7 protein-coding genes and 8 rRNA genes are annotated in these 26529 nt (G+C 44.4%); 14 read left to right on the top strand and 1 reads right to left on the bottom strand.

Annotated elements, in window-relative coordinates; all coding sequences use genetic code 11:
- Positions 1 to 168: 168 nt before the first annotated feature.
- The 12 genes from ptsG (at position 169) to JFU50_RS08005 (ending at position 19866) form a co-directional block, all read left to right on the top strand.
- On the top strand, positions 169 to 2238 hold the full coding sequence (gene ptsG / locus JFU50_RS08060) for a glucose-specific PTS transporter subunit IIBC (protein ID WP_201222355.1): 2070 nt from the start codon (positions 169 to 171) through the stop codon (positions 2236 to 2238).
- Positions 2239 to 2686: 448 nt separating this feature from the next.
- Positions 2687 to 4239: ribosomal RNA gene (locus JFU50_RS08055) — 16S ribosomal RNA — on the top strand.
- A gap of 175 nt (positions 4240 to 4414) precedes the next feature.
- Positions 4415 to 7347 (top strand): 23S ribosomal RNA (locus JFU50_RS08050).
- A 61-nt stretch (positions 7348 to 7408) separates the two neighbouring features.
- Positions 7409 to 7524 (top strand): 5S ribosomal RNA (rrf, locus tag JFU50_RS08045).
- Between the two features lie 652 nt (positions 7525 to 8176).
- Positions 8177 to 9727, top strand: a 16S ribosomal RNA gene (locus JFU50_RS08040).
- Between the two features lie 175 nt (positions 9728 to 9902).
- Positions 9903 to 12835: ribosomal RNA gene (locus JFU50_RS08035) — 23S ribosomal RNA — on the top strand.
- 61 nt (positions 12836 to 12896) lie between these two features.
- Positions 12897 to 13012 (top strand): 5S ribosomal RNA (rrf, locus tag JFU50_RS08030).
- The 16S, 23S and 5S rRNA genes sit together here, the layout of an rRNA operon.
- 1010 nt (positions 13013 to 14022) lie before the next feature.
- The gene (locus JFU50_RS08025) at positions 14023 to 15228 is read left to right on the top strand and encodes an MFS transporter (protein WP_201222354.1); all 1206 of its coding nucleotides are present in this window, start codon (positions 14023 to 14025) and stop codon (positions 15226 to 15228) included.
- A 97-nt stretch (positions 15229 to 15325) separates the two neighbouring features.
- A complete protein-coding gene (aroD, locus tag JFU50_RS08020) occupies positions 15326 to 16087 on the top strand; it encodes a type I 3-dehydroquinate dehydratase (protein ID WP_116821329.1) in 762 nt (253 codons plus the stop codon).
- 69 nt (positions 16088 to 16156) lie between these two features.
- Entirely contained in the window at positions 16157 to 17041 is an 885-nt protein-coding gene (locus JFU50_RS08015) for a quinate/shikimate dehydrogenase (protein WP_098178045.1), read from the top strand.
- Between the two features lie 358 nt (positions 17042 to 17399).
- Positions 17400 to 18602: an MFS transporter gene (locus tag JFU50_RS08010; RefSeq protein ID WP_201222353.1), complete on the top strand. Its 1203-nt coding sequence runs from the start codon at positions 17400 to 17402 to the stop codon at positions 18600 to 18602.
- Positions 18603 to 18852: 250 nt separating this feature from the next.
- Positions 18853 to 19866, top strand: a complete 1014-nt coding sequence (locus JFU50_RS08005; protein WP_201222351.1) for a LacI family DNA-binding transcriptional regulator — start codon at positions 18853 to 18855, stop codon at positions 19864 to 19866.
- Between the two features lie 121 nt (positions 19867 to 19987).
- Here the strand turns inward: JFU50_RS08005 and JFU50_RS08000 are convergent, their stop codons facing one another.
- Positions 19988 to 20545 (bottom strand): shikimate kinase, encoded by a 558-nt coding sequence (locus tag JFU50_RS08000; RefSeq protein WP_201183247.1) that lies wholly within the window; start codon positions 20543 to 20545, stop codon positions 19988 to 19990.
- 1316 nt (positions 20546 to 21861) lie between these two features.
- On the opposite strand from JFU50_RS08000, the gene JFU50_RS07995 reads away from it, so the two are divergent.
- Together JFU50_RS07995 and JFU50_RS07990 are read left to right on the top strand one after the other, a co-directional pair.
- Positions 21862 to 23413: ribosomal RNA gene (locus JFU50_RS07995) — 16S ribosomal RNA — on the top strand.
- 175 nt (positions 23414 to 23588) lie between these two features.
- Positions 23589 to 26521, top strand: a 23S ribosomal RNA gene (locus JFU50_RS07990).
- The last annotated feature ends 8 nt before the right edge of the window (positions 26522 to 26529 follow it).

Below are 26529 nucleotides of genomic sequence, written 5' to 3'. Positions count from 1 at the left end.
AGAATGATTGTTCTGAAAGAGGGTATTATATACCTGAATTTTCATTTCAATCCTATCTTTGCTTATGCCTTTTTTGTATTCCAAAATCAGACACATAAGAGGATGAATTCAGTCATTATAATGTAAACGTTTTTATTAGCCTAAAAACAGTATAGAGGAGGAAAACCTATGTTTAAGAAGTTGTTTGGTGTTTTGCAAAAAATCGGAAAAGCTTTGATGCTTCCTGTGGCAATTTTACCAGCGGCCGGAATTTTGCTCGCGTTTGGTAATGCATTGCAAAACGAAACTTTGTTGGATATCGCTCCGTTTCTTGCAAGTGGTGGAGTAGAAATGGTCGCATCGGTTATGGAGAATGCCGGAAATATTATTTTTGGAAATCTTCCGCTATTGTTTGCTGTGGGGGTCGCAATTGGGTTAGCTGGTGGAGATGGTGTTGCCGGGCTGGCAGCGATCATCGGGTTCTTGATTATGAATGTAACAATGGGAACGGTACTTGGAATTGATGCTGCTGACATTGAGAACAATGGTGCTGTGTATAGCAATGTTCTTGGAATTCCAACTTTGGGAACGGGCGTCTTCGGCGGTATTATTGTCGGTGTCATGGCTGCAATAATGTATAATAAATTTTATGAAATTGAACTTCCTTCTTATTTAGGATTCTTTGCCGGTAAACGTTTTGTACCCATTGTAACAGCTGCAAGCGCAGTTGTACTTGGGTTGTTGATGATTTTGGTTTGGCCGACGATACAATCAGGGTTAAATGCATTTTCGGAAAATATGTTGGGTGCTAACCTAACTCTTGGAGCATTCGTGTTCGGAGTGGTAGAACGGGCGTTAATTCCGTTTGGATTGCATCATATTTTCTATTCCCCATTCTGGTTTGAATTTGGCAGCTATATCCCTCAAGCTGGTGGGAATCCAGTCAGAGGGGACCAAGCCATCTTCATGGCTCAAATTAAAGATGGAGTACAGAATTTAACAGCTGGTACCTTCATGACTGGTAAATATCCATTTATGATGTTCGGGTTGCCAGCAGCTGCTTTAGCTATTTATCATGAAGCTCGACCAGAACGAAGGAAAATAGTCGGTGGCTTGATGGCTTCGGCTGCACTTACATCGTTCTTGACTGGGATTACAGAACCACTTGAATTTGCATTCTTATTTGTAGCACCGATACTTTTCGGTATTCATTGTGTGTTTGCTGGTCTTTCTTTCATGACTATGCATTTACTAGATGTGAAAATCGGGATGACGTTCTCAGGTGGTTTAATCGACTACGTACTGTTCGGTTTGATTAATCCTCAAACGAATGCTTGGATTGTTATTCCGGTTGGATTAGTCTTTGCGCTTATCTATTACTTTGGATTCCGATTTGCGATTCGGAAGTTTAATCTTAAAACTCCTGGTCGTGAAGTGGAAGAAGAGGATGAAGAAGAAGGGTCTACAAGTACAGCTGGAAGTCTTCCTGGAGATATCTTAGATGCAATGGGCGGAAAAGAAAACATCGCTCACTTAGATGCATGTATCACCCGCCTGCGTGTGTCAGTAAATAACATTGATAACGTTGATAAAAATAGATTGAAGAAACTTGGTGCGGCAGGGGTACTAGAAGTAGGGAATAACATCCAGGCCATCTTCGGTCCTCGTTCTGAAACAATTAAAGGACAAATGAAAGATATAATTGATGGAAAAAGACCTCGTAAAGTTGAAGTGTCTCCTGAAAAGGGTGTAGAGGATCAAATTGAGGACATTGTTCCAAAACCATTACGGACAGATACTGGTTCTGAGGGTTTTATTTCACCTATTAAAGGAGAAATCAAACCGATTACCGAGGTGCCTGACGCGGTTTTTGCTGAAAAAATGATGGGTGACGGCTTTGCAATCGTACCGGAGGATGGGTTAGTTGTTTCACCTGTAGATGGAACGATCGTTAATCTGTTCCCGACTAAACATGCAATAGGCATTGTTTCTGATGCGGGACGTGAAATCTTAATACATGTGGGAATAGATACAGTTAAATTAGAAGGTAAAGGCTTCGAAGCACTTGTCGCTCAAGGAGATAAGGTGACAAGCGGACAGCCATTACTTAAAGTGGATATTGAGTATGTCAAAAATAATGCCACTTCTATAATCACGCCAATCGTCTTTACCAACCTTTCTGAAGGAGAAAGCGTGAAGATTGAAAAGAGTGGAAAAGTAGATAAAGAAGAAGCTAACATTATTTCTTTCAATAAATAAGGGTTATGGAACAGGGGGCAACAGTAATAAGTTGCCCCCTGTTTCAATTTATCCAGATTAACAGGATAAGTCTTTAAGGTTAAGATGAAAGATAGGAGATAAAAACCCGATAGTTTAACCTATTTACCTATAAAGAATGATATGGATTTTCATTATATATAGAAGAAGATGAGAGTCAATGAAATAAAATGAAGAAATATCCAAAATTAAATTGACTTGTCTGTATGCAGGTGCTAGTATATTAAATACACCGCTTGAGACAACGACGACAAGAAAGAAAAAAGATGAAACTTGTTGTTGACATGTTGTTTGAAAGGTGTTATGATAATAAAGTCGCTAACAGAGCGGCGAACATATTGCTCTTTGAAAACTGAACAAAACAAAGCGCCAACGTTAATTTTTAAAGTGAGCACACACTATCAAAAGCAAAATGAGCAAGTCAAACATTTCTTCGGAGAGTTTGATCCTGGCTCAGGACGAACGCTGGCGGCGTGCCTAATACATGCAAGTCGAGCGAATCGATGGGAGCTTGCTCCCTGAGATTAGCGGCGGACGGGTGAGTAACACGTGGGCAACCTGCCTATAAGACTGGGATAACTTCGGGAAACCGGAGCTAATACCGGATACGTTCTTTTCTCGCATGAGAGAAGATGGAAAGACGGTTTACGCTGTCACTTATAGATGGGCCCGCGGCGCATTAGCTAGTTGGTGAGGTAATGGCTCACCAAGGCGACGATGCGTAGCCGACCTGAGAGGGTGATCGGCCACACTGGGACTGAGACACGGCCCAGACTCCTACGGGAGGCAGCAGTAGGGAATCTTCCGCAATGGACGAAAGTCTGACGGAGCAACGCCGCGTGAACGAAGAAGGCCTTCGGGTCGTAAAGTTCTGTTGTTAGGGAAGAACAAGTACCAGAGTAACTGCTGGTACCTTGACGGTACCTAACCAGAAAGCCACGGCTAACTACGTGCCAGCAGCCGCGGTAATACGTAGGTGGCAAGCGTTGTCCGGAATTATTGGGCGTAAAGCGCGCGCAGGTGGTTCCTTAAGTCTGATGTGAAAGCCCACGGCTCAACCGTGGAGGGTCATTGGAAACTGGGGAACTTGAGTGCAGAAGAGGAAAGTGGAATTCCAAGTGTAGCGGTGAAATGCGTAGAGATTTGGAGGAACACCAGTGGCGAAGGCGACTTTCTGGTCTGTAACTGACACTGAGGCGCGAAAGCGTGGGGAGCAAACAGGATTAGATACCCTGGTAGTCCACGCCGTAAACGATGAGTGCTAAGTGTTAGAGGGTTTCCGCCCTTTAGTCGTTGCAGACTAACGCATTAAGCACTCCGCCTGGGGAGTACGGCCGCAAGGCTGAAACTCAAAGGAATTGACGGGGGCCCGCACAAGCGGTGGAGCATGTGGTTTAATTCGAAGCAACGCGAAGAACCTTACCAGGTCTTGACATCCTCTGACAACCCTAGAGATAGGGCGTTCCCCTTCGGGGGACAGAGTGACAGGTGGTGCATGGTTGTCGTCAGCTCGTGTCGTGAGATGTTGGGTTAAGTCCCGCAACGAGCGCAACCCTTGATCTTAGTTGCCAGCATTCAGTTGGGCACTCTAAGGTGACTGCCGGTGACAAACCGGAGGAAGGTGGGGATGACGTCAAATCATCATGCCCCTTATGACCTGGGCTACACACGTGCTACAATGGATGGTACAAAGGGTCGCAAACCTGCGAAGGTAAGCGAATCCCATAAAGCCATTCTCAGTTCGGATTGTAGGCTGCAACTCGCCTACATGAAGCCGGAATCGCTAGTAATCGCGGATCAGCATGCCGCGGTGAATACGTTCCCGGGCCTTGTACACACCGCCCGTCACACCACGAGAGTTTGTAACACCCGAAGTCGGTGAGGTAACCTTTATGGAGCCAGCCGCCTAAGGTGGGACAGATGATTGGGGTGAAGTCGTAACAAGGTAGCCGTATCGGAAGGTGCGGCTGGATCACCTCCTTTCTAAGGATAAATACGAGAGCGCTTTTGTTTTGTTCAGTTTTGAATGAGTAATTCATTCAGATTCGAAAGATCTCATCACGTTGTGATGAAGTTTTTTCTTCTTTGTTCCTTGAAAACTAGATAATAGATAGAAGGCAATTAATTTTTTCAAAGCATCAGTAAGATCTTTTTTAACGGTTAAGTTAGAAAGGGCGCACGGTGGATGCCTTGGCACTAGGAGCCGATGAAGGACGGGACTAACACCGATATGCTTCGGGGAGCTGTAAGTAAGCTTTGATCCGGAGATTTCCGAATGGGGAAACCCACTGTTCGTAATGGAACAGTATCTTTACCTGAATACATAGGGTACTGAAGGCAGACCCGGGGAACTGAAACATCTAAGTACCCGGAGGAAGAGAAAGCAAATGCGATTTCCTGAGTAGCGGCGAGCGAAACGGAATTAGCCCAAACCAAGAGGCTTGCCTCTTGGGGTTGTAGGACACTCAACATGGAGTTACAAAGGAACGGGGTAAATGAAGTGATCTGGAAAGGTCCGTCAAAGAAGGTAAAAACCCTGTAGTTGAAACTTCGTTCCCTCCTGAGTGGATCCTGAGTACGGCGGGACACGAGAAATCCCGTCGGAAGCAGGGAGGACCATCTCCCAAGGCTAAATACTACCTAGTGACCGATAGTGAACCAGTACCGTGAGGGAAAGGTGAAAAGCACCCCGGAAGGGGAGTGAAATAGATCCTGAAACCGTGTGCCTACAAGTAGTCAAAGCCCGTTAATGGGTAATGGCGTGCCTTTTGTAGAATGAACCGGCGAGTTACGATTTCATGCGAGGTTAAGTTGATAAGACGGAGCCGCGACGAAAGCGAGTCTGAATAGGGCGAATGAGTATGAGGTCGTAGACCCGAAACCAGGTGATCTACCCATGTCCAGGGTGAAGTTCAGGTAACACTGAATGGAGGCCCGAACCCACGCACGTTGAAAAGTGCGGGGATGAGGTGTGGGTAGCGGAGAAATTCCAATCGAACCTGGAGATAGCTGGTTCTCTCCGAAATAGCTTTAGGGCTAGCCTCAAGATGAGAGTATTGGAGGTAGAGCACTGATTGGACTAGGGGCCCCCAACGGGTTACCGAATTCAGTCAAACTCCGAATGCCAAATACTTATTCTTGGGAGTCAGACTGCGAGTGATAAGATCCGTAGTCGAAAGGGAAACAGCCCAGACCACCAGCTAAGGTCCCAAAGTATACGTTAAGTGGAAAAGGATGTGGAGTTGCTTAGACAACCAGGATGTTGGCTCAGAAGCAGCCATCATTTAAAGAGTGCGTAATAGCTCACTGGTCGAGTGACTCCGCGCCGAAAATGTACCGGGGCTAAACGTATCACCGAAGCTGTGGATTGACACCGTATGGTGTCGATGGTAGGAGAGCGTTCTAAGGGCGTTGAAGTCAGACCGGAAGGACTGGTGGAGCGCTTAGAAGTGAGAATGCCGGTATGAGTAGCGAAAGAAGGGTGAGAATCCCTTCCACCGAATGCCTAAGGTTTCCTGAGGAAGGCTCGTCCGCTCAGGGTTAGTCGGGACCTAAGCCGAGGCCGAAAGGCGTAGGCGATGGACAACAGGTTGATATTCCTGTACCACCTATACATCGTTTGAACGATGGGGGGACGCAGAAGGATAGGGTAAGCGCGCTGTTGGATATGCGCGTCCAAGCAGTTAGGCCGGAAACGAGGCAAATCCCGTTTCCATTAAGGCGGAGCTGTGATGGCGAGGGAAATATAGTACCGAAGTTCCTGATTCCACAGTCGCCAAGAAAAGCCTCTAGTGAGATGTAAGGTGCCCGTACCGCAAACCGACACAGGTAGGCGAGGAGAGAATCCTAAGGTGTGCGAGAGAACTCTCGTTAAGGAACTCGGCAAAATGACCCCGTAACTTCGGGAGAAGGGGTGCTTTTTAGGGTGAATAGCCCGGAAAAGCCGCAGTGAATAGGCCCAGGCGACTGTTTAGCAAAAACACAGGTCTCTGCGAAGCCGCAAGGCGAAGTATAGGGGCTGACACCTGCCCGGTGCTGGAAGGTTAAGGGGAGAGGTTAGCGCAAGCGAAGCTTTGAACCGAAGCCCCAGTAAACGGCGGCCGTAACTATAACGGTCCTAAGGTAGCGAAATTCCTTGTCGGGTAAGTTCCGACCCGCACGAAAGGTGTAACGATCTGGGCACTGTCTCAACGAGAGACTCGGTGAAATTATAGTACCTGTGAAGATGCAGGTTACCCGCGACAGGACGGAAAGACCCCGTGGAGCTTTACTGCAGCCTGATATTGAATTTTGGTACAGCTTGTACAGGATAGGTAGGAGCCTGAGAAGCCGGAGCGCTAGCTTCGGTGGAGGCGTTGGTGGGATACTACCCTGGCTGTATTGAAATTCTAACCCGCGCCCCTTATCGGGGTGGGAGACAGTGTCAGGTGGGCAGTTTGACTGGGGCGGTCGCCTCCTAAAGAGTAACGGAGGCGCCCAAAGGTTCCCTCAGAATGGTTGGAAATCATTCGTAGAGTGTAAAGGCACAAGGGAGCTTGACTGCGAGACCTACAAGTCGAGCAGGGACGAAAGTCGGGCTTAGTGATCCGGTGGTTCCGCATGGAAGGGCCATCGCTCAACGGATAAAAGCTACCCCGGGGATAACAGGCTTATCTCCCCCAAGAGTCCACATCGACGGGGAGGTTTGGCACCTCGATGTCGGCTCATCGCATCCTGGGGCTGTAGTCGGTCCCAAGGGTTGGGCTGTTCGCCCATTAAAGCGGTACGCGAGCTGGGTTCAGAACGTCGTGAGACAGTTCGGTCCCTATCCGTCGCGGGCGCAGGAAATTTGAGAGGAGCTGTCCTTAGTACGAGAGGACCGGGATGGACGCACCGCTGGTGTACCAGTTGTCTTGCCAAAGGCATAGCTGGGTAGCTACGTGCGGACGGGATAAGTGCTGAAAGCATCTAAGCATGAAGCCCCCTCGAGATGAGATTTCCCATAGCGCAAGCTAGTAAGATCCCTGAAAGATGATCAGGTTGATAGGTCAGAGGTGGAAGCGTGGCGACATGTGGAGCTGACTGATACTAATAGATCGAGGACTTAACCACGCTTTAAAAAATGAAATACCTTCTTATTATCTAGTTTTGAAGGAACAACGTTCCTTTATTGTTTGGTGGCGATAGCGAAGAGGTCACACCCGTTCCCATTCCGAACACGGCAGTTAAGCTCTTCAGCGCCGATGGTAGTTGGGGGTTTCCCCCTGTGAGAGTAGGACGCCGCCAAGCCATTTTGAAAAGATCAGCCATTCTGGCTGGTCTTTTTTTGCGTTTATATAATTTGAAAAGAGTATCTAGCAAAAAAATAAAGACTTTTATAAGGTCAGAATACAAGTGGGAATCATAAGGGCAAGACTAGCTTACCCCAGGAGCTGTTAAACTTAATAAGAAGACTTTTTATTGATCTTGTTTCTGAAAAGTTTAACTTAACACGATAGATAAACACTTTTACGAACCTAATATAGGTATTGTTTCTTCTTAATAAAGGGCATTCTTAATGGAGCTTAAAATAAAAATGATTTTTTTATATATAATGTGTTGACTTTAAGGTAGGAAAGGATTAATATAAATAAGCACCAAGTACGACAAACAAAAAACTTCATCCACTTTTGGTAGATTACTAAAAGAAATAATAACTGTTGACTTCTTATTATGAAAATGTTAAGATGAAATGGTCGCTGAAAAACACAGCGATTTAAAAAAAGTTAAAAACTTCGCAGAAGTTGACAACTAATCAATAGCGTGTTATGATGAATAAACAAGTTGTTCGAAAGAACGACGATAAAATTGCTCTTTGAAAACTGAACAAAACAAAGCGCCAACGTTAATTTTTTTAAGTGAGCACACACTATCAAAAAGCAAAATGAGCAAGTCAAACATTTCTTCGGAGAGTTTGATCCTGGCTCAGGACGAACGCTGGCGGCGTGCCTAATACATGCAAGTCGAGCGAATCGATGGGAGCTTGCTCCCTGAGATTAGCGGCGGACGGGTGAGTAACACGTGGGCAACCTGCCTATAAGACTGGGATAACTTCGGGAAACCGGAGCTAATACCGGATACGTTCTTTTCTCGCATGAGAGAAGATGGAAAGACGGTTTTGCTGTCACTTATAGATGGGCCCGCGGCGCATTAGCTAGTTGGTGAGGTAATGGCTCACCAAGGCGACGATGCGTAGCCGACCTGAGAGGGTGATCGGCCACACTGGGACTGAGACACGGCCCAGACTCCTACGGGAGGCGACAGTAGGGAATCTTCCGCAATGGACGAAAGTCTGACGGAGCAACGCCGCGTGAACGAAGAAGGCCTTCGGGTCGTAAAGTTCTGTTGTTAGGGAAGAACAAGTACCAGAGTAACTGCTGGTACCTTGACGGTACCTAACCAGAAAGCCACGGCTAACTACGTGCCAGCGACCGCGGTAATACGTAGGTGGCAAGCGTTGTCCGGAATTATTGGGCGTAAAGCGCGCGCAGGTGGTTCCTTAAGTCTGATGTGAAAGCCCACGGCTCAACCGTGGAGGGTCATTGGAAACTGGGGAACTTGAGTGCAGAAGAGGAAAGTGGAATTCCAAGTGTAGCGGTGAAATGCGTAGAGATTTGGAGGAACACCAGTGGCGAAGGCGACTTTCTGGTCTGTAACTGACACTGAGGCGCGAAAGCGTGGGGAGCAAACAGGATTAGATACCCTGGTAGTCCACGCCGTAAACGATGAGTGCTAAGTGTTAGAGGGTTTCCGCCCTTTAGTCTTGCAGACTAACGCATTAAGCACTCCGCCTGGGGAGTACGGCCGCAAGGCTGAAACTCAAAGGAATTGACGGGGGCCCGCACAAGCGGTGGAGCATGTGGTTTAATTCGAAGCAACGCGAAGAACCTTACCAGGTCTTGACATCCTCTGACAACCCTAGAGATAGGGCGTTCCCCTTCGGGGGACAGAGTGACAGGTGGTGCATGGTTGTCGTCAGCTCGTGTCGTGAGATGTTGGGTTAAGTCCCGCAACGAGCGCAACCCTTGATCTTAGTTGCCAGCATTCAGTTGGGCACTCTAAGGTGACTGCCGGTGACAAACCGGAGGAAGGTGGGGATGACGTCAAATCATCATGCCCCTTATGACCTGGGCTACACACGTGCTACAATGGATGGTACAAAGGGCTGCAAACCTGCGAAGGTAAGCGAATCCCATAAAGCCATTCTCAGTTCGGATTGTAGGCTGCAACTCGCCTACATGAAGCCGGAATCGCTAGTAATCGCGGATCAGCATGCCGCGGTGAATACGTTCCCGGGCCTTGTACACACCGCCCGTCACACCACGAGAGTTTGTAACACCCGAAGTCGGTGAGGTAACCTTTATGGAGCCAGCCGCCTAAGGTGGGACAGATGATTGGGGTGAAGTCGTAACAAGGTAGCCGTATCGGAAGGTGCGGCTGGATCACCTCCTTTCTAAGGATAAATACGAGAGCGCTTTTGTTTTGTTCAGTTTTGAATGAGTAATTCATTCAGATTCGAAAGATCTCATCACGTTGTGATGAAGTTTTTTCTTCTTTGTTCCTTGAAAACTAGATAATAGATAGAAGGCAATTAATTTTTTCAAAGCATCAGTAAGATCTTTTTTAACGGTTAAGTTAGAAAGGGCGCACGGTGGATGCCTTGGCACTAGGAGCCGATGAAGGACGGGACTAACACCGATATGCTTCGGGGAGCTGTAAGTAAGCTTTGATCCGGAGATTTCCGAATGGGGAAACCCACTGTTCGTAATGGAACAGTATCTTTACCTGAATACATAGGGTACTGAAGGCAGACCCGGGGAACTGAAACATCTAAGTACCCGGAGGAAGAGAAAGCAAATGCGATTTCCTGAGTAGCGGCGAGCGAAACGGAATTAGCCCAAACCAAGAGGCTTGCCTCTTGGGGTTGTAGGACACTCAACATGGAGTTACAAAGGAACGGGGTAAATGAAGTGATCTGGAAAGGTCCGTCAAAGAAGGTAAAAACCCTGTAGTTGAAACTTCGTTCCCTCCTGAGTGGATCCTGAGTACGGCGGGACACGAGAAATCCCGTCGGAAGCAGGGAGGACCATCTCCCAAGGCTAAATACTACCTAGTGACCGATAGTGAACCAGTACCGTGAGGGAAAGGTGAAAAGCACCCCGGAAGGGGAGTGAAATAGATCCTGAAACCGTGTGCCTACAAGTAGTCAAAGCCCGTTAATGGGTAATGGCGTGCCTTTTGTAGAATGAACCGGCGAGTTACGATTTCATGCGAGGTTAAGTTGATAAGACGGAGCCGCAGCGAAAGCGAGTCTGAATAGGGCGAATGAGTATGAGGTCGTAGACCCGAAACCAGGTGATCTACCCATGTCCAGGGTGAAGTTCAGGTAACACTGAATGGAGGCCCGAACCCACGCACGTTGAAAAGTGCGGGGATGAGGTGTGGGTAGCGGAGAAATTCCAATCGAACCTGGAGATAGCTGGTTCTCTCCGAAATAGCTTTAGGGCTAGCCTCAAGATGAGAGTATTGGAGGTAGAGCACTGATTGGACTAGGGGCCCCCAACGGGTTACCGAATTCAGTCAAACTCCGAATGCCAAATACTTATTCTTGGGAGTCAGACTGCGAGTGATAAGATCCGTAGTCGAAAGGGAAACAGCCCAGACCACCAGCTAAGGTCCCAAAGTATACGTTAAGTGGAAAAGGATGTGGAGTTGCTTAGACAACCAGGATGTTGGCTCAGAAGCAGCCATCATTTAAAGAGTGCGTAATAGCTCACTGGTCGAGTGACTCCGCGCCGAAAATGTACCGGGGCTAAACGTATCACCGAAGCTGTGGATTGACACCGTATGGTGTCGATGGTAGGAGAGCGTTCTAAGGGCGTTGAAGTCAGACCGGAAGGACTGGTGGAGCGCTTAGAAGTGAGAATGCCGGTATGAGTAGCGAAAGAAGGGTGAGAATCCCTTCCACCGAATGCCTAAGGTTTCCTGAGGAAGGCTCGTCCGCTCAGGGTTAGTCGGGACCTAAGCCGAGGCCGAAAGGCGTAGGCGATGGACAACAGGTTGATATTCCTGTACCACCTATACATCGTTTGAACGATGGGGGGACGCAGAAGGATAGGGTAAGCGCGCTGTTGGATATGCGCGTCCAAGCAGTTAGGCCGGAAACGAGGCAAATCCCGTTTCCATTAAGGCGGAGCTGTGATGGCGAGGGAAATATAGTACCGAAGTTCCTGATTCCACGCTGCCAAGAAAAGCCTCTAGTGAGATGTAAGGTGCCCGTACCGCAAACCGACACAGGTAGGCGAGGAGAGAATCCTAAGGTGTGCGAGAGAACTCTCGTTAAGGAACTCGGCAAAATGACCCCGTAACTTCGGGAGAAGGGGTGCTTTTTAGGGTGAATAGCCCAGAAAAGCCGCAGTGAATAGGCCCAGGCGACTGTTTAGCAAAAACACAGGTCTCTGCGAAGCCGCAAGGCGAAGTATAGGGGCTGACACCTGCCCGGTGCTGGAAGGTTAAGGGGAGAGGTTAGCGCAAGCGAAGCTTTGAACCGAAGCCCCAGTAAACGGCGGCCGTAACTATAACGGTCCTAAGGTAGCGAAATTCCTTGTCGGGTAAGTTCCGACCCGCACGAAAGGTGTAACGATCTGGGCACTGTCTCAACGAGAGACTCGGTGAAATTATAGTACCTGTGAAGATGCAGGTTACCCGCGACAGGACGGAAAGACCCCGTGGAGCTTTACTGCAGCCTGATATTGAATTTTGGTACAGCTTGTACAGGATAGGTAGGAGCCTGAGAAGCCGGAGCGCTAGCTTCGGTGGAGGCGTTGGTGGGATACTACCCTGGCTGTATTGAAATTCTAACCCGCGCCCCTTATCGGGGTGGGAGACAGTGTCAGGTGGGCAGTTTGACTGGGGCGGTCGCCTCCTAAAGAGTAACGGAGGCGCCCAAAGGTTCCCTCAGAATGGTTGGAAATCATTCGTAGAGTGTAAAGGCACAAGGGAGCTTGACTGCGAGACCTACAAGTCGAGCAGGGACGAAAGTCGGGCTTAGTGATCCGGTGGTTCCGCATGGAAGGGCCATCGCTCAACGGATAAAAGCTACCCCGGGGATAACAGGCTTATCTCCCCCAAGAGTCCACATCGACGGGGAGGTTTGGCACCTCGATGTCGGCTCATCGCATCCTGGGGCTGTAGTCGGTCCCAAGGGTTGGGCTGTTCGCCCATTAAAGCGGTACGCGAGCTGGGTTCAGAACGTCGTGAGACAGTTCGGTCCCTATCCGTCGCGGGCGCAGGAAATTTGAGAGGAGCTGTCCTTAGTACGAGAGGACCGGGATGGACGCACCGCTGGTGTACCAGTTGTCTTGCCAAAGGCATAGCTGGGTAGCTACGTGCGGACGGGATAAGTGCTGAAAGCATCTAAGCATGAAGCCCCCCTCGAGATGAGATTTCCCATAGCGCAAGCTAGTAAGATCCCTGAAAGATGATCAGGTTGATAGGTCAGAGGTGGAAGCGTGGCGACATGTGGAGCTGACTGATACTAATAGATCGAGGACTTAACCACGCTTTAAAAAATGAAATACCTTCTTATTATCTAGTTTTGAAGGAACAACGTTCCTTTATTGTTTGGTGGCGATAGCGAAGAGGTCACACCCGTTCCCATTCCGAACACGGCAGTTAAGCTCTTCAGCGCCGATGGTAGTTGGGGGTTTCCCCCTGTGAGAGTAGGACGCCGCCAAGCTATTCAAAAAGATCAGCCATTCTGGCTGGTCTTTTTTTGTGTTTATAAAATGGGAAAGAGTATCGAATAAAAAATCTTTAGAAATTTAATGGGTTAAGTAATTGATGGTTGGTAATAGTCCCGATTTTTTCATGGATTACATATATGCTGGGGTTCAGGGTAAATTCTGATTTTATTACAATAAAAAATTTGTGAATTCAATATTAGACCTTAAAGCCAGTAGAGCCTAAAATAGCAGGTGCCAAAATTTCAAAGGGTAAATGGTTTTTATCTATCACTGTAGAGTGGAAACACACTGCTCTGTCGCCTATGTAACTGAGATATTGATAAAAGAAAATATATGAGAAAAACATATTTAGAGTTAAAATTAGTCACAATACACACTTAATTATACATACGGAGTCCTGAGCCCATAGAAGACAAACCATCCTTAAGTGGGGCTCACTCGGTTAAGAATGTGTTGAGGAATAATCATCAACTCGAAGAATGGAGTTTTAGAGAGTTTAAAGAAGCATTCTTTAAAGAAACAGAATTTCCTTGAAATAGGCAAAGAGATTAAATGCCTAGCCTATGCAAATTTATGAATAGAGGGGACTGTTTCATAAGTTTGACACAATTTAATTAGCGCAGTATAATAACTTCAGTAGAACGATATACTAAATGTAGTTAAGTAAGTAACTCCAGTAAAGGGCATGGATTACAGCTGTGTGTTTACGTATTTAATTTGGACATACTGATTTCATTTTGAACAACATTAGACCCAATTAATTCTGCGGGGGAGTTCAAGTATTTAGTAGAACGATATACTAACTTTGATTTGAATATTAGTAGAACGATATACTAATTATCAAAATTTAAGTAGAACGATATACTAATGCATTAAAGTAGCTTATATTTATCGTTCGTTTTCTTAAATATACTGTGGCGCAAGGGGGAAGCTTTAAGAAAGAGCTTAATAACTAAGTTGCATTTCTGACAACTTTTGAATAACTAACATAGGGGTGTGTTTTATGAAAAATCCATATATAAAAATGGCAATAGGTTTATATATTAGTTACTTTATTTTAGGTATGATCAACATCATCATTGGGTCAAATATGGAGAATTTGTCCAACCAGTTAAATACGAGTACATCAGGAATTAGCTACCTGGTTTCAGCAATAGGTATTGGTAAGTTAGTTTCTCTGTTTTTTGCTGGAAGACTGTCGGATAAATTAGGAAGGAAGCCTTTTGTTGTATCGGCGTCTTTCATCTACCTGATTTTCTTAGTGGGAATACCATTGGCTCCTAACTATACATTAGCATTTATTTTTGCAATATGTGCTGGTATCGCTAACTCATTTTTAGACGCAGGGACGTATCCTGCACTTATTGAAGCTTTCCAAAAGAAAGCAGGCTCTGCAACTGTATTAATTAAAGCTTTTGTTTCAATTGGTGCAACAATTCTTCCATTTATTATGGCGTTTTTTATTGCTAGAGATCTATTTTACGGATATACATTCTTCTTGATGGCAGCTGTTTACCTTGTTAATGGATTTTTCTTACTTAGGGTATCATTCCCGAATCATAAAACTCCAAGTGATATCCAAAGTGAGGATAAAGTTGAAACAGCTGAACCACAATTTTTATCAAAACCAAAGTTTGGCCAAGAAGGATTGGCCGTTATTCTTCTAGGTTTTACATCAACTGCTCTATTCATGCTTGTACAAGTTTGGCTCCCTAAATTTGGACAAGAAGTATTAGGTCTAACACAGGCTAAATCTGTTCAATTGCTTAGTTACTATAGCATTGGGTCCCTTGTTTCAGTCATTTTACTAGCAGTTTTATTAAATAAAGTAATAAAACCTATAACAGTTATGATTATTTATCCGGTAATTGCCGCAATATCTTTATTGTCTCTTATTTATATTCAGCAACCATTCATGACTGTTTTGAGTGCTTTCTTTATTGGGTTATCAACTGCAGGTGTGTTCCAATTGGCCATGACAATTATTACCGAATTCTTCCCAGCTAATAAAGGAACCATTACATCTTATGTAAACATTGCAGCTAGTTCAGCTTTTATTATCATACCATTCATTACAGGTATGATTTCTAAGAGTGCAGGTCTAACTGCTGTATTCTTGTTTGATGTTGGAATTGCAATCGTTAGTATTTTATTGGCTGTTTTTGTTGCCTATCGTTATAAAAAGGTGATTAAAGTTCCATCTGTTTAAAAAAGTCATAAGTCAGGTCATAATCTTTTACAGGTTTTACTAACAAACATCAGTGAGGTTCGAAAGCCCTCACTGATGATAAAAAGGGGAAAAATCCATGCAAACGATTACCATCAAAAACGTTAAAATCGGAGAAGGCGTTCCAAAGATTATTGTTCCATTAATGGGGACAACTCAAGAAGAGCTACTTCAAGAAGTTGAAACGGTAAAATCTTTGGAGCCAGATATCATTGAGTGGCGAGTAGATGTGTATGAACATGTTGAAAGCTTAAACTCCGTTTCGGAAATGATTTCAAAACTAAGAAAAGCCTTACCGAGTACTCTTCTTCTTTTCACTTTTAGAAGTCATAAAGAAGGTGGCAACAAAGAAATTACGGATCAATATTATTTTGAATTACTTCATACAGCGATTCGAACAAAGAATATTGATCTTGTGGATGTAGAATTATTTTATGAAGAGTCAGATGTCAAGGCAACTGTAAAGGTTGCTGAGGAAAATGGTGTATACGTAATTATGTGTAACCACGATTTCCATAAGACACCAGCAAAAGAAGAAATCATTTACCGACTGCGTAAAATGCAGGAGTATGGAGCTCATATTCCAAAAATTGCTGTCATGCCTCAAAGTGTAGACGATCTACTTGTTTTATTAGATGCAACTCACACGATGAAAACTAAATATGCGGATCGTCCGTTTATTACCATGTCTATGTCGGGGACAGGCCTGGTTAGCCGGTTAACCGGTGCGGTATTTGGTTCAGCTTGTACATTTGGTGCTGGAAAAGAAGCATCGGCACCTGGACAAATTCCTGTATCTCAATTAAGAAGTGTTTTAGAAACTATTGATCAAAATATTTAATTCATTGGATTTCTTCCAAAAAAGAATTTATTTAAAATTTTATGAATCATACATCAGGGGGATTGAATCATGGAAAGTTTAGCACGTATTAATGGAAAAACAGAATTAGTAGGACTTTTAGCAACACCTATCGGACACTCTTTATCACCAGCTATGCACAATTTAGCATTTGATAAATTAGGATTAAACTGTGCTTATTTAGCATTTGAAGTTGGAAATGAATCATTGGAGGATGCTGTAAAAGGAATGCGAGCATTAAATGTAAAAGGTTTTAATGTATCAATGCCAAATAAAATGAAAATCCTTCCACACTTAGATGAATTGGCAGACAGTGCTAAATTTTCAGGAGCGGTTAATACAGTTGTCAATGTTGATGGGAAATTCGTCGGTCACAGTACGGATGGAATGGGATATACTCGCAACCTTAAAGAACATGGTATAGATATCAAAGGCAAAAAAATGACTCTTATCGGTTCTGGTGGCGCTGCTACACCTATTGCTATTCAATCTGCACTAGAAGGACTTGCTGAAATTAGCATTTTTGCGCGTGATGATGCTTTCTTCCCACAAGCAGAAGAAAACGTACGAATCATTAATGAAGATATGAAGCACTTAAATGTGAAAGCAAATGTGTATCCACTTGAGAACCTTGAACAATTAAGAGCTGAAATCGAAACTAGTGATATTTTGGCAAATGGAACAGGCGTTGGTATGAAACCACTTGAAGGCTTAAGTGTCATTCAAGACGAATCAATGCTACGCTCTGATTTAATTGTTACAGACGTTGTGTACATTCCACGTAAATCAAAACTTATGGAACAAGCTGAAGCTGCCGGGGCTACAGCGATTAATGGTCTTGGAATGATGCTTTGGCAAGGTGCTTTAGCATTTGAATTGTGGACAGGTCAACAAATGCCTGTTGATTATATTAAAGAGCAAATTTTTGCAGATTAATAAGCTTCCACTGTGGAGGTTGCTCTCCAGCTTATAGTAATAGAGGTTTTTTGCGACCCCTGCTGAACTCAATTGTTTTTTAGTGTTTGGTGTTAAGGAACTTACAGCATATGAATGCAATAGACCTCGGAGCTAAGAAAAACAGGGAGTGTACTTCCTGTTTTTCTTAGCTCTTTTTTTGAAAAATTGTTTTTAATTTTATGGGATATCATAATGGGGATTGAAAACTGTATTTTTATAAAAAAATACAGTAATTAAAAGATCAGATTAAGTTTTTTTAGAGATTTCATTTTTTCAAACTTTAGTGTTCTTTAATGGGAGAAAAATTACATCGTGATTTACTATGGGGGGGTAATTAATGAAATATCAGTATTTTAAAGCGGCATCAGGGATGTATATTAACTATTTTCTATTAGGGATGGTCAATATAATTCTCGCTTCGAACATGGTCGCTTTAACAGAACAGTGGGATACAGATTCAACTGGCATCAGTTATCTTATTGCTGCAATAGGTATTGGAAGATTGCTTACGTATGGTATAACAGGAATATTGTCAGATAGATTTGGAAGGAAACCGTTAATCATTGTCTCAACTATTGTCATGTTATTCTTTTTAGTGGGGATTCCATTTTCTCCAACTTATGAGATAGCCTTTGTGTTTGCGTTACTTGCGGGTGTTTCTAACTCTGCCATGGATGCGGGGACATATCCAGCGCTTACAGAAATGTTTCCGAAATCTGCTAGTTCCGCAAGCGTAATGGTTAAGGCTTTTGTTTCACTTGGCGCAACAGTTTTACCATTTATCATCTTGTTTCTTTCTGAAAACAATTTGTTTTATGGGTATGCTTTTTTATTACCGGCGGTTATCTATTTTTTAAACATGATATTTTTGTTTTTTACTTCATTTCAAAAAATCCAAGACGGTCATAATAGTAAAGAAGACGAATTGCAATTGAGTAAGTTTATAAGTGAACCTGAATTCTGGAAAGAAGGGCTAGCGCTTATTATTATTGGTTTTACATCTACTGCCTTGTTTACAGTCTCGCAAATCTGGTTACCGAGTTTTGGGCAAGAAGTCGCTGGAATGTCTGCTTCCAATTCGATTAAATTGTTAAGCTATTATAGCGTTGGATCCCTTATTTCTGTTCTGCTTTTATCCGTTTTGTTGAAAAAATGGCTGAAACCTGTGACGGTCATTTTGCTTTATCCAATGATTACTTTAATAGCTGTCATTGTTATTCTTACCGTTCATACACCACTTGTACTAAGCGTAACCTCTTTTTTCCTTGGAGCTTCTACAGCTGGAATTTTTCAATTAACCATTGCAATAATGGCTGAGCTTTTCTGGAAGAAAAAAGGAACTGTAACGGGAATCGTTTCAACTGCCTCTAGTTTAGCGAGTGTTGTCTTACCCATCGCAACAGGGTTAATCGCTAAAAGTGGAGATATATCGCATATATTCCTATTTGATTGTTTTATCGCAACTTTAGGGATTCTAGCTGCAGTTTTTGTGAATTATCGGTATAAAAAATTAACTAAACATCCGATAATACTTAAATAAGGAAAAGAGACTGATTACTCAAAACTCCATCTTCAAGAATTAGGATGGTGTTTTTTTTTGCAATAGTAAGGAATAGGGAAAACTTCTGTGTATATAGCATTAAAATTACTAATAAGCGGTGACTGAACTATGTACAATAAAGCAATTTATATTATGGGTATAATAATAACTACAACTATATTATTATTATAGTAAGAATTGATGATTATAATCAATACATCAAAAATACACTCAAGATGGTGATTGAACGATGAAACAACCCAAAAAAGGTCGAGTCACATTGCAACAGGTAGCGAAGCATGCTGGCGTATCTACGTCCACTGCTTCCCTTATCGTTCGTAATAACCCTCGAATTTCGGAAGCAACACGAAAAAAGGTTTTAAAGTCCATGCGTGAATTGGGTTACGTTTACGATAGAATTGCAGCAAATCTAAGGTCGCAGAGTTCCGATACTGTAGGAATAATTATTACTGATATTTCAAACACTTTTTTTTCTGAATTCCTGATAGGTGTACACGATGCATTAGAAGAGGTCGGATATACGGTCTTGTTGGGAACTACATTTGATTCAGTTACGAAGCAAGACCAACTCCTTTCAACTATGTTGGAACATAGAGTAGGCGGCTTAATTCTTTGTCCCGTCTCTGAAAGTACACAAGAAACGATTAATCGATTAAATGAGATTGACACACCATTTGTTCTTGCTGTTAGAGAATTACCTGAAGTAAATAGCGATTATGTAGGTATTAACTATCCAGAAGGAGCCCGAATAGCTGTTAATCATTTGATTGAAAAGGGACATAAAAGGATTGCATTCCTTGGAGGGATTAGGGAATCTTCTACTTGGATTGAGAGAATGGAGGGGTATCGCGAAGCCCTTACCAAAGCGGGCTTGGAAGTTGACGAATCGTTAATGATAGATAGTGCTCCGACACGAGAGGGAGGGTTAGAGGCTGTATTTAAAGTCCTTAATAATCCTGACCCCCCTACAGCAATTTTTTGCTTTAGCGACCTAATTGCTTTCGGCGTTATGCAAGGGTTAAGGATGAAAGGATTGATTCCTGGTCAAGATATAGACATCGTAGGATTCGATAATGTTCCAGTTGCAGAAATCTATCATCCGCCGTTAACGACTGTTTCTTCATTTCCTCAACGTATGGGAAAAGAAGCTGCGAATCTTTTGCACCAAAAAATGGTGAATATTGATCATGAACAACAGCGTATTATATTAAACCCCGAACTGATTATTAGAGAATCCTCCTAAAAAGAAAAAAAAGGTGATTAGTTTACAGGAAGAGGGAGTATCCCTTATCGCTGTATTCTTTTCATCTTTTCTATTATTCTTTTCTTAGGTTTTATAGGGCTTGGGCAATCAACTAGTGGAATTACTTAAGTGGTTCGTAAATATCCCAAGCCACTTTCAATGATTCAACAATATAATCTGCTACTTCTTCAACATCAAGGTCATTCGTATTCACTTTTGAGTGGTGATAGGAGTAAATTTCCTGTCTAGTATTAAAAAGTTCTTCTATTTCTTCAAGGCTTCGACTTTGTAACACTGGTCTACTATCAATAAGCAAGCCTATTCTCTCTTTCCAATATTCCCAAGATAAGTCAAGGTAGAACACAATACAATTAGAGAGACAAATTTTTCGTATATCCTCTTGTAAAAAAGCCCCTCCACCAACGGAAATAATTTTCAATTGCTGTTGGCTAAAGTAATCAATCATACTTTTTTCTTTTTCGCGGAAAGTCTTTTCCCCAAACTTCTTGAATATTTCTGTGGTGGGCATGTTAAATTCTCTTTCAATTTCTTGATCTATATCAATAAAATCCCTATATAATTTCCTGGCTACTTTTTGTCCGATTGTGGTTTTACCTACCCCCATAAAACCTATAAAAACGATACTTTGCATCCTCAAAGATGTGTTTTTATTAATCATTTATAAATCCCTCTCCCAACTATTTTTATAATGATTAAAAGTCTGTCCTCAATCTTTTAAAATAAATTTATTATAGTACATGACAGTAAATTTGTAAAAAAAATATTTTTCTAATATTTAGATAATATGTATATAGGATATCAGCTAATATTTCTTTAATATTTACTCATTTTTCAAGATTCGTTCAATGAGTGGTTGAATATGCATCACTCTGCTTTTTTACTAGAACTGAATCTAACACAAGTAATGATTCTTCAGACATGGATAAATGTGTTTTTTTGCTTCATAAAACTTGGTTTCAGACTTTTATCCAGTACGAGCATCAGTATCGATGGTAGATTGGAGCCTATTAATAGACAAAAGCTTTACATTTTCCACATTCTCTAAGAAAGAGTAGGTAAAGAGGGGAATTTACTATTTTAATAAAAATAATTGTTAACATTCGTATATAAAGGATAAAGCTACTTTCTTTGGTTTCATTGTCTATCTGTAGATATCTGTTGATAAAAATGTTTTGACTCTTTCACCTCTTTGGGTGAATCCTTTAATATGTCCAATGCGTCTGTATTAACCTTAACAGGTTTGCTAGGTTCTTACGTGTGCTTGAACATTGAGGTATTGTAATAGAAGCTATTCAATAACTATTTGTGAGTTAATTATGGATTTTGATTGAATATAGATGACCACGACTTTATCTTTCTTCCAAGTGCATCTTTCATGTATCATTCCCTGATAATTAGATTAGTCATTGCCCTCCGGAAGGATTTGTTTTTAGAAATTCACTTTACTGACTAATAGTTAGAGAGAGGACATTTAGATTTTTTAAGAATAGAATCATGAAAGGTTTAAATGTCTTTAGAGGAAAAGCCATAGTTTGAATTATTACTAGAACAAGCATTTATACTAAGTTAACACCTTTATATAATCTAATAAATGAATTAAAAAAGAAAAAAGATTCATAGCTAAAAATCAGTTGACTTTAAGGTAGGAAAGGATTAATATAAATAAGCACCAAGTACGACAAACAAAAAACTTCATCCACTTTTGGTAGATTACTAAAAGAAATAATAACTATTGACTTCTTATTATAAAAATGTTAAGATGAAATGGTCGCTGAAAAAAACAGCGATTTAAAATAAGTTAAAAACTTCGCAGAAGTTGACAACTAATCAATAGCGTGTTATGATGAATAAACAAGTTGTTCGAAAGAACGACGGCGAAATTGCTCTTTGAAAACTGAACAAAACAAAGCGCCAACGTTAATTTTTTAAAGTGAGCACACACTATCAAAAAGCAAAATGAGCAAGTCAAACATTTCTTCGGAGAGTTTGATCCTGGCTCAGGACGAACGCTGGCGGCGTGCCTAATACATGCAAGTCGAGCGAATCGATGGGAGCTTGCTCCCTGAGATTAGCGGCGGACGGGTGAGTAACACGTGGGCAACCTGCCTATAAGACTGGGATAACTTCGGGAAACCGGAGCTAATACCGGATACGTTCTTTTCTCGCATGAGAGAAGATGGAAAGACGGCCTCTAGCTGTCACTTATAGATGGGCCCGCGGCGCATTAGCTAGTTGGTGAGGTAATGGCTCACCAAGGCGACGATGCGTAGCCGACCTGAGAGGGTGATCGGCCACACTGGGACTGAGACACGGCCCAGACTCCTACGGGAGGCAGCAGTAGGGAATCTTCCGCAATGGACGAAAGTCTGACGGAGCAACGCCGCGTGAACGAAGAAGGCCTTCGGGTCGTAAAGTTCTGTTGTTAGGGAAGAACAAGTACCAGAGTAACTGCTGGTACCTTGACGGTACCTAACCAGAAAGCCACGGCTAACTACGTGCCAGCAGCCGCGGTAATACGTAGGTGGCAAGCGTTGTCCGGAATTATTGGGCGTAAAGCGCGCGCAGGTGGTTCCTTAAGTCTGATGTGAAAGCCCACGGCTCAACCGTGGAGGGTCATTGGAAACTGGGGAACTTGAGTACAGAAGAGGAAAGTGGAATTCCAAGTGTAGCGGTGAAATGCGTAGAGATTTGGAGGAACACCAGTGGCGAAGGCGACTTTCTGGTCTGTAACTGACACTGAGGCGCGAAAGCGTGGGGAGCAAACAGGATTAGATACCCTGGTAGTCCACGCCGTAAACGATGAGTGCTAAGTGTTAGAGGGTTTCCGCCCTTTAGTGCTGCAGCTAACGCATTAAGCACTCCGCCTGGGGAGTACGGCCGCAAGGCTGAAACTCAAAGGAATTGACGGGGGCCCGCACAAGCGGTGGAGCATGTGGTTTAATTCGAAGCAACGCGAAGAACCTTACCAGGTCTTGACATCCTCTGACAACCCTAGAGATAGGGCGTTCCCCTTCGGGGGACAGAGTGACAGGTGGTGCATGGTTGTCGTCAGCTCGTGTCGTGAGATGTTGGGTTAAGTCCCGCAACGAGCGCAACCCTTGATCTTAGTTGCCAGCATTCAGTTGGGCACTCTAAGGTGACTGCCGGTGACAAACCGGAGGAAGGTGGGGATGACGTCAAATCATCATGCCCCTTATGACCTGGGCTACACACGTGCTACAATGGATGGTACAAAGGGCTGCAAACCTGCGAAGGTAAGCGAATCCCATAAAGCCATTCTCAGTTCGGATTGTAGGCTGCAACTCGCCTACATGAAGCCGGAATCGCTAGTAATCGCGGATCAGCATGCCGCGGTGAATACGTTCCCGGGCCTTGTACACACCGCCCGTCACACCACGAGAGTTTGTAACACCCGAAGTCGGTGAGGTAACCTTTATGGAGCCAGCCGCCTAAGGTGGGACAGATGATTGGGGTGAAGTCGTAACAAGGTAGCCGTATCGGAAGGTGCGGCTGGATCACCTCCTTTCTAAGGATAAATACGAGAGCGCTTTTGTTTTGTTCAGTTTTGAATGAGTAATTCATTCAGATTCGAAAGATCTCATCACGTAGTGATGGAATTCTTTCTTCTTTGTTCCTTGAAAACTAGATAATAGATAGAAGGCAATTAATTTTTTCAAAGCATCAGTAAGATCTTTTTTAACGGTTAAGTTAGAAAGGGCGCACGGTGGATGCCTTGGCACTAGGAGCCGATGAAGGACGGGACTAACACCGATATGCTTCGGGGAGCTGTAAGTAAGCTTTGATCCGGAGATTTCCGAATGGGGAAACCCACTGTTCGTAATGGAACAGTATCTTTACCTGAATACATAGGGTACTGAAGGCAGACCCGGGGAACTGAAACATCTAAGTACCCGGAGGAAGAGAAAGCAAATGCGATTTCCTGAGTAGCGGCGAGCGAAACGGAATTAGCCCAAACCAAGAGGCTTGCCTCTTGGGGTTGTAGGACACTCAACATGGAGTTACAAAGGAACGGGGTAAATGAAGTGATCTGGAAAGGTCCGTCAAAGAAGGTAAAAACCCTGTAGTTGAAACTTCGTTCCCTCCTGAGTGGATCCTGAGTACGGCGGGACACGAGAAATCCCGTCGGAAGCAGGGAGGACCATCTCCCAAGGCTAAATACTACCTAGTGACCGATAGTGAACCAGTACCGTGAGGGAAAGGTGAAAAGCACCCCGGAAGGGGAGTGAAATAGATCCTGAAACCGTGTGCCTACAAGTAGTCAAAGCCCGTTAATGGGTAATGGCGTGCCTTTTGTAGAATGAACCGGCGAGTTACGATTTCATGCGAGGTTAAGTTGATAAGACGGAGCCGCGACTGAAAGCGAGTCTGAATAGGGCGAATGAGTATGAGGTCGTAGACCCGAAACCAGGTGATCTACCCATGTCCAGGGTGAAGTTCAGGTAACACTGAATGGAGGCCCGAACCCACGCACGTTGAAAAGTGCGGGGATGAGGTGTGGGTAGCGGAGAAATTCCAATCGAACCTGGAGATAGCTGGTTCTCTCCGAAATAGCTTTAGGGCTAGCCTCAAGATGAGAGTATTGGAGGTAGAGCACTGATTGGACTAGGGGCCCCCAACGGGTTACCGAATTCAGTCAAACTCCGAATGCCAAATACTTATTCTTGGGAGTCAGACTGCGAGTGATAAGATCCGTAGTCGAAAGGGAAACAGCCCAGACCACCAGCTAAGGTCCCAAAGTATACGTTAAGTGGAAAAGGATGTGGAGTTGCTTAGACAACCAGGATGTTGGCTCAGAAGCAGCCATCATTTAAAGAGTGCGTAATAGCTCACTGGTCGAGTGACTCCGCGCCGAAAATGTACCGGGGCTAAACGTATCACCGAAGCTGTGGATTGACACCGTATGGTGTCGATGGTAGGAGAGCGTTCTAAGGGCGTTGAAGTCAGACCGGAAGGACTGGTGGAGCGCTTAGAAGTGAGAATGCCGGTATGAGTAGCGAAAGAAGGGTGAGAATCCCTTCCACCGAATGCCTAAGGTTTCCTGAGGAAGGCTCGTCCGCTCAGGGTTAGTCGGGACCTAAGCCGAGGCCGAAAGGCGTAGGCGATGGACAACAGGTTGATATTCCTGTACCACCTATACATCGTTTGAACGATGGGGGGACGCAGAAGGATAGGGTAAGCGCGCTGTTGGATATGCGCGTCCAAGCAGTTAGGCCGGAAACGAGGCAAATCCCGTTTCCATTAAGGCGGAGCTGTGATGGCGAGGGAAATATAGTACCGAAGTTCCTGATTCCACGCTGCCAAGAAAAGCCTCTAGTGAGATGTAAGGTGCCCGTACCGCAAACCGACACAGGTAGGCGAGGAGAGAATCCTAAGGTGTGCGAGAGAACTCTCGTTAAGGAACTCGGCAAAATGACCCCGTAACTTCGGGAGAAGGGGTGCTTTTAGGGTGAATAGCCCGGAAAAGCCGCAGTGAATAGGCCCAGGCGACTGTTTAGCAAAAACACAGGTCTCTGCGAAGCCGCAAGGCGAAGTATAGGGGCTGACACCTGCCCGGTGCTGGAAGGTTAAGGGGAGAGGTTAGCGCAAGCGAAGCTTTGAACCGAAGCCCCAGTAAACGGCGGCCGTAACTATAACGGTCCTAAGGTAGCGAAATTCCTTGTCGGGTAAGTTCCGACCCGCACGAAAGGTGTAACGATCTGGGCACTGTCTCAACGAGAGACTCGGTGAAATTATAGTACCTGTGAAGATGCAGGTTACCCGCGACAGGACGGAAAGACCCCGTGGAGCTTTACTGCGACCTCGATATTGAATTTTGGTACAGCTTGTACAGGATAGGTAGGAGCCTGAGAAGCCGGAGCGCTAGCTTCGGTGGAGGCGTTGGTGGGATACTACCCTGGCTGTATTGAAATTCTAACCCGCGCCCCTTATCGGGGTGGGAGACAGTGTCAGGTGGGCAGTTTGACTGGGGCGGTCGCCTCCTAAAGAGTAACGGAGGCGCCCAAAGGTTCCCTCAGAATGGTTGGAAATCATTCGTAGAGTGTAAAGGCACAAGGGAGCTTGACTGCGAGACCTACAAGTCGAGCAGGGACGAAAGTCGGGCTTAGTGATCCGGTGGTTCCGCATGGAAGGGCCATCGCTCAACGGATAAAAGCTACCCCGGGGATAACAGGCTTATCTCCCCCAAGAGTCCACATCGACGGGGAGGTTTGGCACCTCGATGTCGGCTCATCGCATCCTGGGGCTGTAGTCGGTCCCAAGGGTTGGGCTGTTCGCCCATTAAAGCGGTACGCGAGCTGGGTTCAGAACGTCGTGAGACAGTTCGGTCCCTATCCGTCGCGGGCGCAGGAAATTTGAGAGGAGCTGTCCTTAGTACGAGAGGACCGGGATGGACGCACCGCTGGTGTACCAGTTGTCTTGCCAAAGGCATAGCTGGGTAGCTACGTGCGGACGGGATAAGTGCTGAAAGCATCTAAGCATGAAGCCCCCTCGAGATGAGATTTCCCATAGCGCAAGCTAGTAAGATCCCTGAAAGATGATCAGGTTGATAGGTCAGAGGTGGAAGCGTGGCGACATGTGGAGCTGACTGATACTAATAGATCGAGGACTTAACCACGCTTTAAA

Source organism: Peribacillus sp. TH14 (genome assembly GCF_016651145.1).
GTDB lineage: Bacteria > Bacillota > Bacilli > Bacillales > DSM-1321 > Peribacillus > Peribacillus butanolivorans.
The sequence above is the reverse complement of the archived record's forward strand: the minus strand, read 5'-3'. Positions and strand labels throughout refer to the sequence as shown.

Coding starts and splice junctions, on each gene's coding strand:
- JFU50_RS08005 (WP_201222351.1), top strand. CDS start 18,853: ATGAAACAACCCAAAAAAGGTCGAGTCACATTGCAACAGGTAGCGAAG.
- aroD (WP_116821329.1), top strand. CDS start 15,326: ATGCAAACGATTACCATCAAAAACGTTAAAATCGGAGAAGGCGTTCCA.
- JFU50_RS08000 (WP_201183247.1), bottom strand. CDS start 20,545: ATGATTAATAAAAACACATCTTTGAGGATGCAAAGTATCGTTTTTATA.
- JFU50_RS08025 (WP_201222354.1), top strand. CDS start 14,023: ATGAAAAATCCATATATAAAAATGGCAATAGGTTTATATATTAGTTAC.
- JFU50_RS08010 (WP_201222353.1), top strand. CDS start 17,400: ATGAAATATCAGTATTTTAAAGCGGCATCAGGGATGTATATTAACTAT.
- ptsG (WP_201222355.1), top strand. CDS start 169: ATGTTTAAGAAGTTGTTTGGTGTTTTGCAAAAAATCGGAAAAGCTTTG.
- JFU50_RS08015 (WP_098178045.1), top strand. CDS start 16,157: ATGGAAAGTTTAGCACGTATTAATGGAAAAACAGAATTAGTAGGACTT.